This window comes from Streptosporangium sp. NPDC023825 (genome assembly GCF_040639575.1).
Lineage (GTDB): Bacteria > Actinomycetota > Actinomycetes > Streptosporangiales > Streptosporangiaceae > Streptosporangium.
Map to the genome: position 1 here is coordinate 1 of NZ_JBFAAE010000105.1, position 16,670 is coordinate 16,670.

Sequence of the window (16,670 nt, forward strand, 5' to 3'; positions counted from 1 at the left end):
GCCTGGGTGATGCGGGCGGGGGTGACGCGCAGCCGTTCGGCGGTCCGGCCGAAGTGCAGCTCTTCGGCCAGGGTCAGGAAGATCTCGATGTCGCGCAGTTCCACGATCCTCCCTCGTGTTAACCCCGGGGTTAATGCTGCCTTGCGTGAGTTGTCATTGTTTCAGGTGGTTCTTCGCGCCGATCCTGGTCACCGGGAGATTCGCACCATTTCTGGAGTGACAAGGTGACGCCTTTGCTGGGCAAGACCGCGTTGGTGACCGGGGCTTCGCGGGGCATCGGGCGGGCGGTCGCGCGGCGGCTGGCGGCCGACGGGGCGCTGGCGGCCGTGCACCACGGCGGCAACGAGGCGGCGGGTCGCTGGGTGACCGGGCAGGTCATCGACGCCTCCGGCGGCTGCTTCCTCGGCCCTCGGATCTGAGCGCCCTGCTTCCGGTCGCGTGTCAGCGGCGGTGTCAGGACGGCGACGGCCCGGCATCAGTGCGTCCGGCGATGGTGGATGCCAGGAACGGTTCGGCGGTCGCGGCCTCCGGGGCCACGCACCAGGCCACGCCCTACGCACCCCGGCCCCGGCGCGTCGCTCATGGATGCTCACAAGCGCCGCACCAGGACGGGTTTCGCAAGATCGAACACTGTAGACAAGGAATTTTCATCATGGGACAGAACAACTCCGGCTTCACCGCAACCGGACTGCGCAGGCTGCGCGAGGTGCTGGCACGGCATGTCGACTCCGGGAAGATCCCCGGCCTGGTGGCCCTGGTCAGCCGGGGCGGCCAGACGCACGTCGAGACGCTCGGCACGATGCGGCACGACGGCGGCGCGCCGATGCGCCGGGACACGATCTTCCGCATGGCCTCCACCTCCAAGCCGGTCACCATCGCGGCCGCGATGGTCCTGCTGGACGAGTGCCGGCTGCGGCTGGACGACGTGGTGGACCCGTGGCTGCCCGAGCTGGCCGACCGCCAGGTGCTGACCCGGCCGGACGCTGAGCTGGACGACACCGTGCCGGCCCGCCGCCCGATCACCGTCCGTGACATCCTCACCTGCACCTTCGGCCTCGGCATGGACTTCACCGCGCTGGGCAAGCCGATCATGAACGCGGTCTTCGCGCAGGGCCTGACCCCCAACCTGCCGACCGAGGTGCCCGAGCAGGACGAGTGGATGCGCCGCCTGGGCGAGCTGCCGCTGATGTACCAGCCCGGCGAGCAGTGGCAGTACCACATCGGCAGCGACCTGGTCGGCGTCCTGGTCTCCCGGGTCACCGGCCAGACCTTCGAGGCGTTCCTGGGTGAGCGCATCTTCGAACCCCTCGGCATGACCGACACCGGCTTCCACGTGCCCGCCGAGAAGATCGACCGGCTGCCCACCCTGTACGCCCCCGACCCCGCCACGGGCGAGTTCCTCGCCTGGGACGAGCCCCAGGACGGACGCTGGAGCAAGCCGCCGGCGTTCCAGGGCGGCGGCGGCGGCCTCGTCTCCACCGCCGACGACTACCACGCCTACTTCCGGATGCTGCTCAACGGCGGCGTCCACAACGGCCGGCGCATCCTGTCCCGGCCAGCCGTGGAGCTGATGACCACCAACCGGCTCACCCCCGAGCAGAACGCCGCCCGCACCGCCCTGGCCACCGGCAACGTGCACATCTCCTTCGGCCAGGGCCAGCAGGGCGGCTGGGGCCTGGGCATGGCGGTACGCACCTACCGCGGCGACTACGCCCCGATCGGCCAGTTCGGCTGGGACGGCGGGGCCGGCACCTCCGCCTACGCCGACCCGGCCAACCAGCTCACCGGCATCCTGCTCTGTCAGCTCGGCTACACGGTGCCCAACCCCGCCCACCTGATGAACGACTTCTGGACCACGCTCTACCAGGCCATCGACGCCTGACACCAAGTTCGCCCCCGTTCGCCCCCAGCAGAGCCGTCCTCGGCGATCACCTTCCACCACCGACTCCAAGGAGCACCCCGCCATGTCCCTCACCCTGACCGACCAGGACAAGCTCACCCTGCGCACCGCCGCCTACGGCGCCGTCACGCTGATGTCCGCCGCCGAGGCCGCCGGCAAGCCCCACAAGAGCGCCACCGAGGGCTCCATCGCCCTGGCCTCGGCCACCGGCCTGATCGGGCATGCGCTCGCCACCTACCCCAAGGACATGAAGCTGGACCACACGTCCGTAGCCGCCATCGCCGACCAGGTGCTACCGGCCCTGACGGAAGCCATGAGCCTGCTCAAGCAGCAGGCTCCGGCCGAGGCCGACAACTTCCGCCGCACCGTCCTGGTCGCCATCGAAGCCGCCGCCCGTACCCACCAAGGCCGGCCCAGCCCCACGGTGGCGGACATGAGCCGCAAGATCACCGAAGCGCTCGACGCCGCCTGAGAGCAGGCCGGCCGGCACGGCTACCGCTTGTCACAGGTCCGCTCCGGGCTCCGCGGCACGACGACAAGGGCGGCTCCCCCACCCCCAGACCGCCGCTTCACCTGCGCACGCTCATCGCCAGCAGTAAACAGCCCCAAGGAAAACACATGTCGAACTTCCCACGGCGAGGCCTCCTCGCCGCAGTTCCTCTCACGACCACGCTCGTGGTCGCCACCGCTCCCGTCGCATCCGCGACGGCGACACCGGAGATCAAAGTCTCCCGCGGGGTCACCCAGCCCGTCTTCTCCTACGCCGACGCCATCCGTGAGCACGTCCGGGTGCAGTCGCCGGTGGACAGCGACGGCGACGGCAAGAAGGACCTGGTCCGGGTGGACATCGTCCGGCCGAAGGAGTCCGGCTCCGGGCTCAAGGTCCCGGTGATCATGCAGGAGAGCCCGTACTACGACGATCCGGGTGTCGGCTACGAGATCGAGAAGAAGACCTACGACGCGAACGGGAACGTGAAGAAGTTCCCGATGTATTTCGACAACTACTTCGTGCCCCGCGGGTATGCGTTCGTGTCCGTCGACATGATCGGCACCAGGCTCTCCGACGGCTGCCCGACCTCCTACGGCGCCTCCGACGTGCTCGGCGGCAAGGCGGTCGTCGACTGGCTGAACGGCCGCGCGACCGCCTACGACGACCAGGGCAAACCAGTCAAGGCCACCTGGACCACCGGCAGCACCGCGATGATCGGCCACTCCTACGAGGGAGCGCTCGGCGCCGCCGTCGCCGGCACCGGCGTGCGGGGCCTGGAGACGATCGTGAACATCTCCGGCTACACCAGCGGCTACGAGAACTCACGCAACAACGGCACCGTCACCTGGTTCAAGGGCGCGGCGTCCTGGCAGGCCAAGCGGGTCGACAAGGACCCGGACGAGAAGTGCGCGGCGGTGCGCCAGAAGCTGCTCGAAGACTCCGACGACGCCACCGGCAACTACAACGCCTACTGGCACGAACGCGACTACCGAAACGGGTCGATCTCCAAGGCGCGCAACGTCCGCGCCAGCGTCTTCTCGGTGATGGGCATGCAGGACCGCAACGTGGTGGGCAGCCAGTTCTCCGAGTGGTGGGCCAAGCTGCCCCGCACCGCGCAGCGCAAGGCGTGGGTGACGCAGTACGGGCATCTCGACCCGTTCTGGGCCCGCCGCCAGGTATGGCTCGACACCCTGCACCAGTGGTTCGACCACGAACTGATGGGCCTCTCCAACGACATCATGCGCCGGCCTCGCGTCGACGTGCAGCTCGGCCCGGACCGCTGGATCGCCCAGACCGAATGGCCCGCTCCCGCGGCGCGGACGACGACCCTGCGGCCGCAGCAGGACGGTTCCCTGGGCCGCCGGCCCTCGACCGGCACCGGCAGCTACCTCGACACCGCCCAGACCGAGATCGCGATGGCCGACCAGCCCACCACCACCAACCCGAACCGGCTGGCCTTCCTGACCCCGCCGCTGCAGAAGGCGACAAGACTGTCCGGAACGCCGTCGGTGAACCTGCGCCTCAAGCTGGACAAACCCACCGCCAACCTGGGCGTCCTGCTCGTCGACTACGGCACCGACACCCGCATCGACTACCGCGCCCAGGGCCCGGCCTCCGACGAAGGCCTCACGTTCATCGGCGGTGAGGACTGCGTCGGCCAAAGCACGGCCGACGACGACGGCTGCTACCTCAAGGCCGGCGACAACATCTCCACCTCCGGCATGAACGTGGTCACCCGCGGAATCCTGGACGCGCAGAACCACCGATCGCTCAGCCGCCAGACACCGCTGACGCCGGGCAGGACGTACCAGATCAGCTGGAAGATGCTGCCGCAGGACTACGAGTTCAAGGCCGGCCACCGCCTCGGCCTGGTGCTGACCGGAGCCAACGACGACTTCAACCTCGACGAGAGCGCCAACGGCACCGGCGCCGACGCCGAACCCGGCACCGGCGCCAAAGTCACCATCGACCTGGCCGGCACCTCGATCTCGCTGCCACTGCTCAACAGCACACCCAGCGGACGTGACCCGAGCGGATGACGCCTGCGCCCGGTGGCACGGCGCTGGCCACCGAGCCCGGCCCGGGCACTCGCCATGGCCAGGCGCTGTCCCTGAGTGATCGCGCTCAACCCTAAAGAATCCTGACGGGTCCATGGCGGGGCACGAAGCCTGCGACCGCCCGCGGCAGAGCGCCGGCGAGGCGATCGAGGAGTTCCGGCGACGGGGCGGCGACGTCGTCCCCAAACCACGCAACCCCGCCCGCGGCGACACCGACGGCAACGAGGCCGCCATCCCGGGCATCGTCGTGTCGGTACCGCATAACTTCTAGTGCCAATACCCGTCGTAGTAGTCGACCAGGTGCTGGGCATCCAAGCCGGCCGAGGCGACGGCGACTGTGAGGTCGGCCTCTCGGAGGATCTCCGACCGCACCAGCGGCGGCACCGACGCCGCAGGCACCTCCCGGCCGTCGCGGTGGAAGGTCATCGGGTTGGTCGCGCACAGCGCGTCCAGGTCCCATCCCTCATCGGACATGCCCTCGACGACGCGCAGGAGCCAGCGGGCCCGCCAGCCCGCAAGGTCGCGCACCACCTCGCCCTGCCCCTCGTGACAGTCGTACTCCCAGTAGCCGATCGACACGCCGGTCCAACCGTGCCGGATCAGCTCCGCCCGGGCCAGATCGTAGCGCACGACGTGACCGGCGACGCGGGCCGGCTCTTCCGCGTACACCTCGCGGAGGACTTGTTCGAACGGCTGCGCCAGACCCCTCTCGCGCCACGCGCCCACCTCCTCGGCGCTTGCGCCGGCCGGATGCCACAAGGCGACCGGGCCCTCGGGGCGGCACCCGGCCAGTTCCCAGCCGTCGACGGTTCTGACCGGCAGGCCCGAGGGACCGCCGGGAACCCGCCACACCAGGGCGCAGGCGTCGGAGCCGGTGACGGGGTGATCGAGGAGGTGCTCGCCGACCTCACGCCAGGGCCATTCGCGCTGGTGGATGAGCGCCTGTTCCAGGCGGTAGCGCGCGGCCGCGCGCGCCTGCTCGACCTCTCTGGGCGTGGCGTCGGCGGCGGGCAGAGCACGGTCGAGGAACTGGTCGCAGGTCAGCGCGGCCACGCCGGCGAGCGCGTCGAGCGCGCGAGTGACACTCTCCTGTACAGACGCCACCCGCACCCGCGCCTGAATGAACGCCAGCGGGATGACTGTCTCGGGTGCGCCCCGGCGGGCCAGCACGCCGACGGCCCCGTCGGCGACGGTCTCGCTGCGGCAGGTGGAGCCGGGGCCATCGTGGCCGGTGCCGCAGGTGACGGCGACGTCGGCGAGCAGCGACGGGACCCACGGCTCGTCAATGACCTCGCAGGCCCAGATCAGGCCGCGCGCCACCGAGACGGTCCGGCCCTTCAAGAAGCGGTCCTCGCTCCAGCTGATGCCGGCGTGGTGGCAGACGAACGGACCGCCCCGGTAGGCGGCCAGGCGGGTGACCAGCTCGTGGACCAGGGCGATGGCCTCAGGAGTGAGCAGGTCGCAGACGACCGGCAACCAGCCGTCGCCCGGAGCCGGCGTGTCGGCGGTGGCCCAGTGGCGCAGCAGCGGCAGCATTCCGGCCAGGCGGGAACCATACTCCTCGGCCAGCATCGTGGCCAAGGGGTCGGCCTCCCCGATCACGTTCCTGACCGCACCGGCCGGACCCTCCTCGGTGAGCAGACCCTCCAGGAGCGGCTGGAGCTCTCCGAGGTCCGTCAGGTGGCCGAACAGGTCGCGGCGCTGTTGCGGATGGAGCAGGTGAGCGGCCGACAGCGGGATCCGATAGAGCTCCTCGTGGCGGGTGTGGCCCTGGCGGGCCCAGTAGCCGGCGCGTTCGGCCAGGTTCCAGGCGTCGTCGGGCGTCCAGTCGACGGCGCGCCCGGCCACGGTGCGGACCAGGCGCAGGACACGCTCGTCGTAGTCGTGGCCGCCCTGCGGGCTGAGCCAGAGCTTGGTGTGGGCATAGGTGCCGTAGAGGCGCCAGTCGGTGTCAGGGCCGGGGTCGAGGCCCTGCTCGGTGAGGACGTCGAAACGCCGGTAGGCCTCCCTGGTGGCCGGTTCCAGATGATCCCAATTGCCTGCGAACGTCACCCCATGATCGTAGGCGCACGAGGTCCGAATGAAGATCGCCGTTCTGGACGACTACCAGCGGGTCGCTCAAGACCTCGGTGTCCCGGCTCAGTGAACCTGGCACCGGCTCGTGACACCGTGACGACAACTTCCCGCTCGATGACCTCACCGGCACGAAAACGATCGAGACGGGGCCTCTTCCCGCCCACGAAGACGCCGGGCGACCAGATCAGAGATCCAGGCCGGAGCCACCGAACCGGTCCCGCAGAAATCTGCCCTGGTCGCGCAGGGCCTGCTCGTCACCCCGGTAGACCGACTCGGCCACCTCACGCAGCCGGATGTCCAGCAGGTCGAGCTGGGCCAGCAACTCCTCGTGCGCGCTGCGCTCCCGCTCGCCGCGCCGCGTGAGCGCGCGGGAGCGAGGCAGGTTCGCGTACGCCTCCAGGCTGGACGGCAGATAATCCCTGATCGTCTGCGACACGATGTGCAGGTGCTCGGGTGAGGAGGTGAGCGTGCCCGCCCGCCGCAGGATGTCACGCAGCACCTCGGCGAGCGCGCCGACGCGCGTCGTCACGTCGTCGGGAAACCGGTTTTCGCCGACCCCGGCCAGCAAGGTGTCCAGGTCGGCACGCAACCGCCGCGACTCCACCTCGGCATGCGAGATCGTGAGCCTCACCCGGTCCGCCGGAGCGAGCAGCGCCCCGACACCGTACAACCCGGCGACCACGACGGGCCAGAACGTCCCGGCAACGCCGAGGAACACCAGGACCACCCCGACGAGCGCCAGCGCGCACCCGGCGATGTTCCTGGTCGACCCGGCATAGGCGAGAATCCGCCCTCCCAGGCTACTGGTAGCCACGGATCTCCTTGAAGGCCGTGGCCAGCGACCCCTGCCGGGCGTCGAAGGTCGCCCCGCCGGTGAGCTCGGCGATCCGCCGCATCTCCTCGACGTCGCTGTCACCGAAGAGCACGACGAACGTCCGGAACTTCACGGGCAATGACGCGTAGTAGGCGGCGAAGTCGTCATAGGAGCCGCCGTCGGTGTTCTCGCCGTCCGTCATCAGCACGATCGAGGTGAACTCCTCCGACGGCAAGGACCGCACCTGCTCGTAGGCGGCCCGCAGACTGTCGAAGATCGCGGTGCCGCCGTCGGCCCGCAACCCCTCGCCGTAGGAACGGATCCGCTGGAGCACCGGCTCGGCGTCACGCTCGGGCAAGGTGAACGTCTGCGGACTGCCCGGGCCCGTGCTGAACGGGATCATCGTGACCCTCTCGCGGTCACGGAAGCGCGAGAACGACCCGCTGGCGGAGGTGTCGGCGCCCGACAGGGCGGTCAGCGCCTGCTTGAGCGCCTCGATCCGCTCCCCTCTCATCGAACCGGAGGTGTCCAGCACGAACAGGGTCCGCGACGGCCTGCGCACCTGGTTGAGATAGACGCCGATCAGCTCGTCGGCCACGCCGCGCCGGTTGGGGAAGGGCAGCTCCACCAGCGACGCGATCCCGAAACGCGGCTCCGGCCTGACCTCGGGGACGATGGGCCTGCGGTGGGTGGTGGTCATGATCTCCCGCTGGATCTCCGGCGTGCGCAGCCAGGCGGCGAGCTTGCCGTACAGCTCCTTCTTCTCCGGGGGCGCGGAACTCAGAAGCGTGAGCGGGTAATCGGCCGTCACCACCCCGTCGCCCGGATACACCAGCGTGAGCGGCTCGGAGAGCCTTCCGGAGGCATTGAGGCCCAGCAGCACCGACTCGTAGTTCACAAGCCCGTCCACCGCGCCCTCCTTGGTGTACGCGTCCGCGAGCCAGCCGGAGGAACCGGAGGTGAGCGTCTGCGCCGAGAAGAACTCCTTCAGCCGGGGAGTCACCGCGGTTATCTGAGCCTCCTCCAGGGCCTCACCGGCGTCGGAGAGCGCCGCCGTCACGCCGACCAACGCCGAGAACCCGGAGTTGGACGCGGCGGGGCTGGTCATGCCGAAGGTGAACTTCCCGGCTCGCGCGGCCGAGGCGATGTCACTCCAGGTCACCGGCTTGGCATCCCACCCGAGCTCGCGGGCCTTGGACGCCCTGAGCCCGAGCAGCACGGGCGAGACCATGACCTTGGTCTGGGTCGAGAGCCGCGCGGCCGCCCCGTCGATCAGCGACAGGTAGCGGTTGGAGGAGAACCACGTCGCGTCGTACCGCCCGTCCGCGCCGCCACTCGCCACCTGCTCGGCCCCGTCGAGCGTTCCGGCATACGACAGCGTGACCCGCACGCCGACGGCGTCCTGGGCCCGCCTGAGCAACGGTTCCAGGTCGCCGACCTCGCTTCCCACGAGAACGCGGAGCACATCGGGGCCATCGACGGGAGTGTCGGAGATGTCGGGCGTGTCGGCCCCGCCGCACGCGGCCGACACCACCAGCAGGACCAGCGGGACCAGTACGGCGAGCGCCCGCCTCACCCGGCGACCACCCGCCCGCACACCGAGCGCCGGCCCAGCCGAGCGTGAACCGAGCGGCACGCCGGATGCCGACCAGGCCGGGCAAGAGTCCGGTGACGCACCGGGCGCCGGACCCCTCATCGCTGGAGTTCCTGCTCGTCGCCGCGCCGGGAGCGCTCCAGGTACGTGCGCGCGTGGTCCAGCTCGACGGTCAGGCTGTCCACGGTGATCGCCATGTTCTCCACGGCCTTGGCCTTGAACGTGTCGATCATGTCCATGGTGGCGTAGATGTTGTCGAACGCCTTGCGCAACGCGTCCATGCCGACCGCGGTCGAGGCCGCCTGGGTCTGGATGCCGGCGGCCTGCGTACGCAGCATCTCGCTGGTCGCCACGATCAGGTCGGAGGTGGTGGCGTTCAGCGCGGCGATCTGGTCGAGCACGAGCTTCTGGTTGGCGAGGGCCTGAGCCACGGTCACGGCCGTGCGCAGCGCCGCGACCGTCGTCGTGGTCGCCCGATCCACACCTTTGATCAACTCGAGGTTGTTCCTGCGGATCAGGTCCAGGGCGAGATACCCCTGGGCGGACACCGCGAGCTGGGTCAGCAGATCCTGGTGCTTCTGCCGGATGCCGAACAGCGCGTCCGAGCGCAGCGCGGTGGCCTTCTCCGGCTCGGCCGCCTCGACATACACGATCTTCTCTTCCACCGCGGCGTCGAGGGCGGCGGCGAGCAGCGCGTACTCCTGCAGGCGCTTCATCGACTCCCACAGGTTGGTCTTCTCACCCTCGATGGCCGCGTTGTCCTTACGCAACTCGTCCTGCCCGGATTTGAGAGCGCGGATGATGTCGTCGAGGTGTTTCTGCGCCGACTGGTACTTCGCGAAGTAGTCGCGCAGCCGGTCGCCGAACGGGATCAGTCCCAGCAGCCTCCTGGCCGGGCCGGACGTCTGCTTGGGATCGAGGTCGACGATCGTGCGGCGCAGCGCGACCAGCTGTCCCGCCACCGCCGCCTGCGCGTCCCGGCCCTCGCCCCGCGCGGACGCCAGCGCGGCCACCGGGCGCCCCAGCATGCGGTTCGCCACCTGGGAGGAGGCCCGGATCTCCGAGTCGCCCATGGAGGTGATGTCGTGCACCTTCCGGGCGAACTCCGGCGATCTGGGGTCCAGGCCGTCCAGCTCCTCGGCGAAACCGCGGGCCTTCTCCGCCAGTTCCGTCTCCCGCCCCTCCGGAACCGGCAGCATGGTGGCCGCCTTCTCCGTGGGCACCTTGGCCACGGGTTCGGGCGGGCTGAGCACGAGATCGCTCACGGTGGTCTCTCCTCGAAACGCTGGGAAGGTGAGGTCAGGGGGTGGACGAGGGGACCGCTCCGGAGCGGTAGAGCGTCTCGACCGCGGAGATCATGCCCTCCAGCCGCTCGTGGTCGGGAGGCTCCACCACGTCGACCAGGCCGGGTGGCAGCGGAGCCCCCACCTTCGCCACGAGATCGTCGAAAGCCCGGGGGGCGGCGGTGCGGAAGCCGTACAGGGCCGCGAGGCGCCCGAGTTCCGGGTCCTCCTGCAGGAGGCGGCCGACCTCGGTGCCCCGCTCGCCCAGCGGTACGAGCGTGTGCTTGCTCAAGACCGTGGGCGAGGGGTAGAGCAGCCGCATGTCGGGGCGGATCGAGCCGTCCCCGGCGAACAGGCGCGAGGCGTACTGCGCCTCGTAGATCACGACCATGGGCGTCTTCCCCATCCCCAGGGACAGGTAGTCCTCGAACGGCGCCTCGGTGGAGGTCTCGGAGTAGCCCTGGTCGAGGAAGAGAGGGGCGACGGCCTGGGCGACCCTGGCCCCCCGCTCGTCGGAGGTGACCACGTCGTCGCCGTTGGCCACGTAACCGGCGATCGCCAGGTACATCGCCGCGGAGTTGGAGGTACGGATGTCGGTGGTGGTGAGCAGCACACGCTTGCGCGCCGGATAAACCGTATTATCCGGCAATTTATCCCACCGAGTGCCTTTCGCCACCAAAACCAGATATTTCTGGATATCGAGCACCTGGTAACCCTGACCGGAGTCCCGTACGACGCCCGCCCTGGTGAGCACCTCCACGATCGGGGCGAAAGTGGCGACCGCCATGGGCGAGGAGAACGGCGCGAACGTGCGGGCGACACCCCGGTCACGCCTGATCTTCTCGGCCGCCGGAGCGCTGGACGGAAACGCGAAGCCGTATTTCCCCAGGTCCACCGAGGTCGCGATCTGGCGCGACCCGGAGGTGTCGACCTCCACCCGAAGACCGTGCGCGGCGAAGACCGCCCGCACCCTCGGATCGTCGAAGAACGGCTTCTTCTCCGAACCGATCACCCCCCGGACCAAGGTGAGCTCCCTCGTCCCCGCCTCGCCGCCGTTGCCCACCACGATCGCCGCCACCACGGCGGCGCCGAGGAGCAGCGCCAGCCCGACACCGATCCAACGCCTCATGTGATTCCTCGAAAGCTTGCCCCGTATCGCTATGAAATAGCGGTCGTAATTGAATTATGTGATTAACGACGACAGCGCGGAGCGAGGCACTCACAACGTAGCGACAATTCACTTTCCGTTCACCAATACGCCGCTCGAAGGGCGGTCGCCGTCATCGCACCGGAACTCGCATAAATCCCCCGGCGTCGGCCTCGACCCGCTGGAAAGCACCGAGACGCTGGACTCCGTCGGCTCGGTGAACTCCGGGCAGTCGCCCGGCACCGACCACGAAGGCCACCCTCGCCGGCGGATCCACCGGATCGACAACCTCGTGGCCGACTCGAAGGAACGGAGACGGGGATCATCGACCAGTGACCAGGCGAACCCTCTGGGCATCTCAGACGGAGCGACCGAGTTCCCTGTCGGGCGACCCGCTCGACGAAACCGGGGCGGTGAGCCTTGCTTCTGGGTGCTGAGTCTTTAGCCCATTGTAAATGATCTTGAACTTCAAGCCGACGCCTTTACAATGTAGATTTATAAGCATACTTCCTGATTGGACCGGTAGCAGCCAGTTGATCCGTGCTGACAGGTCGCGCGAGGACGTCCGTCCCGCGGTCGGCCGCGCGGCCCGCGCGACCTGCCGCAGTTCTCCGCCCCCCTGGATCCGGTGGCGTACTGCTCCCCCGGTCGGCGGCTCGCCGCCAAGGTTCAACGCGTGGCGTCGTCCATCTGGGCGACCAGGCCCTTGGGCCGGTCCATTCGTCGTTGACGTTGCCGGCGTTGACCGGCCGGCGCCGCGAGGCCTGGTATCGGTTTTACGTGCCCCCTCCCCCGCCGGGCCATAGCGACACGCGCGCCACAGCGGCGCCGAGGCGATTGCTCATCTGCCCGGCATCGGCCAACCACTCGCATGTCAACTCGATGTCATGAACGCGGGTCAGATTCAAGGTCGTAGGACGTTCCCCGGATGTCGAGGAGACCCATGTTCCGACGACTCGGCCTCGCCGTCATGACCACGCTGGCGGTGCTGGCGGCGGTCGTTCCCCCGGCCGCCGCGCAGCCGCCGGCCCCCACCACGGTCGCCCACCGCGGGGCATCGGCGTACGCGCCGGAGAACACCGTCGCGGCCTTCGAGCTGGCGGACGCGCAGGGCGCCGACATGTTCGAGCTCGACGTCCAGGAGACCAAGGACCACGAGCTGGTCCTGATGCACGACACGACACTGGCCCGTACCACCAACGCCGAGAGAGTGTTCCCCGGCCTGGCGCCCTGGAGGGTCGGCGACCTCACCCTCGCGCAGATCCGCAGGCTGGACGCGGGCTCGTGGTTCGACGCGAAGTACAAGGGCGAGCCGGTACCCACGCTCGGAGAGACCCTGCGCGCGATGAGTGCGAGCCGGCTCGGCCTGCTGCTGGAGATCAAGGCGCCGGGGCTCTACCGGGGCATCGAGACCCGCGTCGCCGACGAGCTGCGACGCCACCCCTCGTGGCTGGGGCCCGGACGGCTCGTCGTGCAGTCGTTCGACTGGAACTCGATGCGCACGTTCCACCGGGTCATGCCAGGCGTCCCGATCGGCCTGATCGGCACGCCCGCGATCGCCGACCTCCCGCGACTCGCGAGGTTCGCCGACCAGATCAACCCGCCCTACAACGAGCTCACCCCCGAGTACGTCAGACGCGTCCACCGCCACCGCATGGAGGTCTTCACCTGGACGGTGGACGATCCGGCGACGATGCGGCGCGTGACCTCCTACCGGGTGGACGGCATCATCACCAACAAACCCGATCTGACGCCCTGAGGGGGCGGACCACCCACCCGGCTCCTCGTGACGGCGATCCCTCCGGCCGGGACTCCCCGGATCCCCGGCCACGGGAGCCGCCGGTCGTCGAGCTGGGACCGGGAACCGGCGCCTTCACCCGGGTCATCCAGGATCGTCTGGGGGGCAGAGGCCGCCATCTGGCCGTCGAGCTCAACCCGCGCCTGGCCGTCCTCGGCCGTCGCTTCCCCGGCGTGGAGGTCGTGCACGCCCACGCGGCGGAACTGCCCGGGTTGAGGGCCGAGCGCCTCAGGCGGAGCCGCCAAGTTCCTTACGGGCGATCCGCTCAACGAAAACGGGAACGAAATCACGGATCGGACGGTCGTCGAAGCGCTGGTGGATTGCCGTCACAGTGGAGTGCACCCGCTCGGCCTCATGAGTACCGGCGAAGACTTTCGTCAAACGGTCGGTAAGATCACCGAGGGCCAGGTGCTCTCGTTCGGCGACATCTATGCTCATGAAGCCTCCCAAGTTGGCGTCAGGCACGTACCCATCTGCAGCGCCTTCGGCCTCCTTGCCCCGAATCGATATCGGATACCCCTGAACCTCTGGTTCAGTTACGGAAGCCATACGCGCGTTGAGCGCCACGCCCTATCGGGCCGTCTGTGCCCCGGGGCGTGGGGAGGTCAGGAGGTGATGGGCAGGTCGCGGCGGGCTTGGGCGGCGGTGTCCGACAAATGATCACGGTGGGTGCGGTCCGATGATCGTTCGTGGTGCGACGAGGTGAGCTGACCGACAAGGCCTGGCAACGGATCGAGCCCCTGCCGCCCGCGACCGATGGCGGGGGAAGTCCCCGGCGTGACCACCGCGAGGTCATCAACGGAATCTTGTGGCGATTGCGAACCGGATCGCCCTCCGAAGGTGGCGCGGGCGGGACGAATGCGGAAGACTGCCTCGATGGCTGCCGAGTACGCCCAAAGTGACCAGTTCCGTGGTGCCCGCATCCACCTGTGCGACCTTGCCGGTCTCGAGATCCGCGATTGCGAGGTCAGCGGTCTGAAGATCGTCGACTGCTATGGGGGCGACGTCTACCTCGGTGGCGACTTCGAGCGTCTCGTCGTCAACGACGTCGACGTGACCGCCTACGTCGAGGCCGAGCTCGACCGGCGCCACCCCGCGCGGGTGCTGGCGCGTGAGGCCGCGTCCCCCGACGACTACCGGGCTGCTTGGGATGCCGTCGAGGCGCTGTGGGCGGCGACACTCGACCGCGCCGGGCTGTTGCCCGAGGCCAAGCTGCACGAGCAGGTCAACGGCGAGTGGTCGTTGGTCGAGACCCAACGGCACCTGCTGTTCGCCGGCGATGCCTGGCTCGGCAACGCCGTGCTGGAGGAGGAAGCGCCGTACCACCCGTTGGGCTTCCCTTCCGGCGGGATGCCGCCCGACGCGGCGGCGAAGCTCGGTCTCACCCTCGAAGCCACCCCGGCACTCGACGAGGTGCTCGCGCCGCGGCTCGCCCGCATGGCCACGATGCGGCGTTTCGTCGACGGGCTCACCGAGACCGAGCTCGATCGGGTATGCGGCCGCAGGCCGGCGGACCCGTATCCCGACCAGGAGTACCTCGTGCGCCGCTGCCTCAAGGTGGTGCTGAAGGAGGAGGCCGAGCATCACCGTTATGCGGTGCGCGACCTCGCCGTGCTCGAGGCCGGTTCCTGAACCGGCACCGGCCCGGCCGGAAATGACCTCCAGCCGCATTGCGTGCCGCCAGGACTGTCATCTGGCGGTCACGTCGACCACAAGACCACGCTGAAGCATCCAATTCACGCCGCCTTGAGGATCTCGTTGGCACGGCGCACCTCACGAACCTCACGCTCCAATTCGGCGATCCGCTTGGCCTCATCGGTCCTGGTCCCCGGCCGCTGACCGCCGTCGATCCGGGCCTGCCCGACCCAGTCACGGAGCGATTCGGATCCGATGCCCAACTGCCGGGCAACGCGGGTGATGACGCCGAACGATTCTCCGGACTGCTCGGTGGCCTCCTGCACCATCGGCACCGCCCGCTCTTTCAACTCCGGCGGACACCGACGCCGGGCGGGGTGTGGCGAACCAGATCGACCAGTCGGCATGAGAGTCAGCCAAACCGACTCCACCGAACCCGGAGTACATCAACGACTCCACCGGACCCGGGGCAGACCAAAGCCTCCAGCAATCCCGGCGCGGTTCAGCGTCACTGTGGCGGCCCAATGGTTCTGTTGTTATCGCTGGTTTGGTGCCGTTGTCCGCTGAAGGGCTCTTCGCAGAAGGCCAGGAGGCTGCCATGAGCGCAAAGATTGCCGCACAGGTCATCACTGCGGCGATCCACCCGGGGCGTCAGCGGGGAGGCGTCGATTGCGGATTGCTCCTTCGCGGATTCAGGCCCCCCTAGCTCGCAGTCCTCGCACGGACCACCACTGGCGATAGCACACGCGCACAGCTCGGTCATTTCCTCGCGCCTGATCTGGGGCTGTTTTTGAATACCAGTCCGACCGCGCGGGCCATTATTCATAATTTCCTGCCAAGTACCAATTTGCGATTCGATGTCGAGCGGTTCCGCGGGGCTCGCGATGACCTACCCGAAGGGGAATCGGAAACAGCAAAGACCAATAAGTTGACTTCTTCACGGGCGCGGGCGATCCTGCGCGAGCCCACGCATGGCCCGCGGACCTGGTACGGGCCTCTGCCGATCATCTAGGTAGAGGGCTTGCTGGACAGAAGCCGGTCTCCGAGGTCGCCCGCACGGACGCCTGGAACACTTGACAGACCTTCGTCTTCACCCGGAGGAGCGAAACTCAAACACCATCTAAACCAAAGGTGATCAAGATGGTCAGGGCAAAGATCTCCAAATAAGGCTGGGTAGAATAAGGGTTCCCAGCACGACCAAAAACAGTTCGAGATCGCGAATACCGTGAATGACCACTTAGACGGTGACTCATTTGGAGAGTCGGCGATAGCAAATGAGGGCCGCGGCGATGGCCACGAAGGATGCGAAGTGGTCGGGCCGGCGCTCGTAGCGCCGGTGTAAGCGTCGGCAACCAGCCAGCCACGAAACGGTGCGCTCGACGACCCACCGATGGCGTCCCAGCCGCTGACTGGACTCGATCCCGCGGCGAGCGATGCGCGGGATGATGCCTCGGCCGCGCAGGAAGGAGCGCAGGTGCGGGTAGTCGTAGCCCTTGTCGCCGTGCAGCTTGCCCGGCCGGCGGCGTCGCGGGCCGCGGCGGGAGCGGATCGGCGGGATGCTGCGCACCAGCGGTTCCAAGGCCTGGCTATCGTGAACGTTGGCGGCGCTGATCGCGACAGCGATGGGCAGACCGGTCCATTCGGTGATCAAATGGATCTTCGACCCCTTCTTGCCGCGATCGACAGGATTCGGACCTGTCAGCTCCCCCCTTTGACGGCCCGCACGCTGACCGAATCGATCGCGCACCGCGACCAGTCCAGCTCACCGCGCGCGCCCAGCCCATCCAGCAGGATCCGGTACAGCTTGGCCCACACCCGCGCGGCACTCCACTCGGCGAAACGACGGTGCACCGTCTGCCACGAAGCCCCGAACAGC

The 16,670-nt window shown here is 68.7% G+C and carries 14 protein-coding genes and 3 pseudogenes; 8 read left to right on the forward strand and 9 right to left on the reverse strand.

The features are described from left to right. On the reverse strand, positions 1-104 hold a 104-nt coding region (locus AB0G15_RS41890), incomplete at its 3' end, for a LysR family transcriptional regulator (RefSeq protein WP_362850806.1). A 120-nt stretch (positions 105-224) separates the two neighbouring features. Between AB0G15_RS41890 and AB0G15_RS41895 the strand changes: the two are divergent. The 5 genes and pseudogenes from AB0G15_RS41895 to AB0G15_RS41915 form a co-directional block, all read left to right on the forward strand. Continuing rightward, positions 225-347 (forward strand): annotated as a pseudogene (locus AB0G15_RS41895) (SDR family NAD(P)-dependent oxidoreductase); the annotation flags it as partial. Between the two features lie 305 nt (positions 348-652). Further along, positions 653-1,882: a serine hydrolase domain-containing protein gene (locus AB0G15_RS41900; protein WP_362851110.1), complete on the forward strand. Its 1,230-nt coding sequence runs from the start codon at positions 653-655 to the stop codon at positions 1,880-1,882. 82 nt (positions 1,883-1,964) lie between these two features. Continuing rightward, positions 1,965-2,372, forward strand: a complete 408-nt coding sequence (locus AB0G15_RS41905; RefSeq protein WP_362851111.1) for a hypothetical protein — start codon at positions 1,965-1,967, stop codon at positions 2,370-2,372. 146 nt (positions 2,373-2,518) lie between these two features. Then, on the forward strand, positions 2,519-4,429 hold the full coding sequence (locus tag AB0G15_RS41910; protein WP_362851112.1) for a CocE/NonD family hydrolase: 1,911 nt from the start codon (positions 2,519-2,521) through the stop codon (positions 4,427-4,429). 112 nt (positions 4,430-4,541) lie between these two features. Beyond that, positions 4,542-4,718, forward strand: coding sequence for a hypothetical protein (locus AB0G15_RS41915; RefSeq protein WP_362851113.1), 177 nt, complete (start codon positions 4,542-4,544; stop codon positions 4,716-4,718). Here the strand turns inward: AB0G15_RS41915 and AB0G15_RS41920 are convergent. The 5 genes from AB0G15_RS41920 to AB0G15_RS41940 all read right to left on the reverse strand — a co-directional run bounded on the left by AB0G15_RS41920 (position 4,715) and on the right by AB0G15_RS41940 (position 11,343). After that, the gene (locus AB0G15_RS41920; protein ID WP_362851114.1) at positions 4,715-6,499 is read right to left on the reverse strand and encodes a DUF4132 domain-containing protein; all 1,785 of its coding nucleotides are present in this window, start codon (positions 6,497-6,499) and stop codon (positions 4,715-4,717) included. The genes AB0G15_RS41915 and AB0G15_RS41920 overlap by 4 nt on opposite strands. Before the next feature lie 208 nt (positions 6,500-6,707). Beyond that, positions 6,708-7,337 carry a hypothetical protein gene (locus AB0G15_RS41925; protein WP_362851115.1) on the reverse strand — a complete coding sequence of 210 codons (630 nt, stop codon included), beginning with the start codon at positions 7,335-7,337 and terminating at the stop codon, positions 6,708-6,710. Then, the gene (locus AB0G15_RS41930; RefSeq protein ID WP_362851116.1) at positions 7,324-8,913 is read right to left on the reverse strand and encodes a VWA domain-containing protein; all 1,590 of its coding nucleotides are present in this window, start codon (positions 8,911-8,913) and stop codon (positions 7,324-7,326) included. The genes AB0G15_RS41925 and AB0G15_RS41930 overlap by 14 nt, the downstream gene beginning before the upstream one ends. 116 nt (positions 8,914-9,029) lie before the next feature. After that, entirely contained in the window at positions 9,030-10,196 is a 1,167-nt protein-coding gene (locus tag AB0G15_RS41935) for a toxic anion resistance protein (RefSeq protein WP_362851117.1), read from the reverse strand. A 34-nt stretch (positions 10,197-10,230) separates the two neighbouring features. After that, a complete protein-coding gene (locus tag AB0G15_RS41940) occupies positions 10,231-11,343 on the reverse strand; it encodes a hypothetical protein (RefSeq protein WP_362851118.1) in 1,113 nt (370 codons plus the stop codon). 961 nt (positions 11,344-12,304) lie between these two features. Between AB0G15_RS41940 and AB0G15_RS41945 the strand changes: the two genes are divergently transcribed. Beyond that, complete coding sequence (locus tag AB0G15_RS41945; RefSeq protein WP_362851119.1) at positions 12,305-13,120, forward strand: glycerophosphodiester phosphodiesterase family protein; 816 nt, start codon at positions 12,305-12,307, stop codon at positions 13,118-13,120. Between the two features lie 267 nt (positions 13,121-13,387). On the opposite strand, the gene AB0G15_RS41950 is transcribed toward AB0G15_RS41945, so the two are convergent. Continuing rightward, positions 13,388-13,597 carry a three-helix bundle dimerization domain-containing protein gene (locus AB0G15_RS41950; RefSeq protein WP_362851120.1) on the reverse strand — a complete coding sequence of 70 codons (210 nt, stop codon included), beginning with the start codon at positions 13,595-13,597 and terminating at the stop codon, positions 13,388-13,390. A gap of 251 nt (positions 13,598-13,848) precedes the next feature. On the opposite strand from AB0G15_RS41950, the pseudogene AB0G15_RS41955 reads away from it, so the two are divergent. After that, positions 13,849-13,989 (forward strand): annotated as a pseudogene (locus tag AB0G15_RS41955) (transposase); the annotation flags it as partial. Positions 13,990-14,035: 46 nt separating this feature from the next. Beyond that, positions 14,036-14,791, forward strand: a complete 756-nt coding sequence (locus AB0G15_RS41960; protein WP_362851121.1) for a DinB family protein — start codon at positions 14,036-14,038, stop codon at positions 14,789-14,791. Positions 14,792-14,895: 104 nt separating this feature from the next. On the opposite strand, the gene AB0G15_RS41965 is transcribed toward AB0G15_RS41960, so the two are convergent. Continuing rightward, positions 14,896-15,201 (reverse strand): transposase, encoded by a 306-nt coding sequence (locus AB0G15_RS41965; protein WP_362851122.1) that lies wholly within the window; start codon positions 15,199-15,201, stop codon positions 14,896-14,898. 842 nt (positions 15,202-16,043) lie between these two features. After that, positions 16,044-16,670: pseudogene (locus AB0G15_RS41970) on the reverse strand (IS5 family transposase); the annotation flags it as partial.

Bases quoted from the DNA above. Each gene is read 5' to 3' on its own strand.
- AB0G15_RS41900 (WP_362851110.1), top strand. From the start codon at position 653: ATGGGACAGAACAACTCCGGCTTCACCGCAACCGGACTGCGCAGGCTG.
- AB0G15_RS41905 (WP_362851111.1), top strand. From the start codon at position 1,965: ATGTCCCTCACCCTGACCGACCAGGACAAGCTCACCCTGCGCACCGCC.
- AB0G15_RS41910 (WP_362851112.1), top strand. From the start codon at position 2,519: ATGTCGAACTTCCCACGGCGAGGCCTCCTCGCCGCAGTTCCTCTCACG.
- AB0G15_RS41915 (WP_362851113.1), top strand. From the start codon at position 4,542: ATGGCGGGGCACGAAGCCTGCGACCGCCCGCGGCAGAGCGCCGGCGAG.
- AB0G15_RS41940 (WP_362851118.1), bottom strand. From the start codon at position 11,343: ATGAGGCGTTGGATCGGTGTCGGGCTGGCGCTGCTCCTCGGCGCCGCC.
- AB0G15_RS41945 (WP_362851119.1), top strand. From the start codon at position 12,305: ATGTTCCGACGACTCGGCCTCGCCGTCATGACCACGCTGGCGGTGCTG.
- AB0G15_RS41950 (WP_362851120.1), bottom strand. From the start codon at position 13,597: ATGAGCATAGATGTCGCCGAACGAGAGCACCTGGCCCTCGGTGATCTT.
- AB0G15_RS41960 (WP_362851121.1), top strand. From the start codon at position 14,036: ATGGCTGCCGAGTACGCCCAAAGTGACCAGTTCCGTGGTGCCCGCATC.
- AB0G15_RS41965 (WP_362851122.1), bottom strand. From the start codon at position 15,201: ATGCCGACTGGTCGATCTGGTTCGCCACACCCCGCCCGGCGTCGGTGT.